Here is a 408-nt window from a genome sequence, read left to right as displayed (position 1 = left end):
ATGTCTTCGGCAATCACAATGCCGTTGTCCACCAACAAGCCGAGCGCAATGATGATGGCGCCCATCGAGACGTTCTGAAGCTCGATGTTCATCGCGCGCATGACGATGAGTGCACTGAGGATCGTCAACGGCACGATCATGCCCACGATGATCCCGGTGCGCCAACCGAGAAATAGCACGACGACACCGAGGACGACGATGATCGTCTCCATCATGACGTGGTTCATTTTGCCCATCTCGTGCTTGACGACATCGNNGAGGCCATCGAAACCGCCATGACGACAGCGGGCTGGCCTTTGTAGATGGCAGCAGATTCCGGCGGATCGGCTGGCCGCACACTCACCTGCGCCAGTTCACCCAATGCGATCGTCGGCACGGGCGCCGTACTACTTTGCGGTCGTGGCAGCG

At 58.9% G+C, this 408-nt stretch carries 1 protein-coding gene; it reads right to left on the bottom strand.

The features are described 5' to 3' along the window. Positions 1-215 (bottom strand): efflux RND transporter permease subunit (locus ACR6JA_RS22795; protein WP_494599754.1); only part of this gene is annotated, 215 nt, incomplete at its 3' end. Positions 216-408: the final 193 nt, after the last annotated feature.

The organism is Cedecea sp. B1(4), from assembly GCF_059414925.1.
This window is presented reverse-complemented; position numbering and strand designations above follow the sequence as displayed.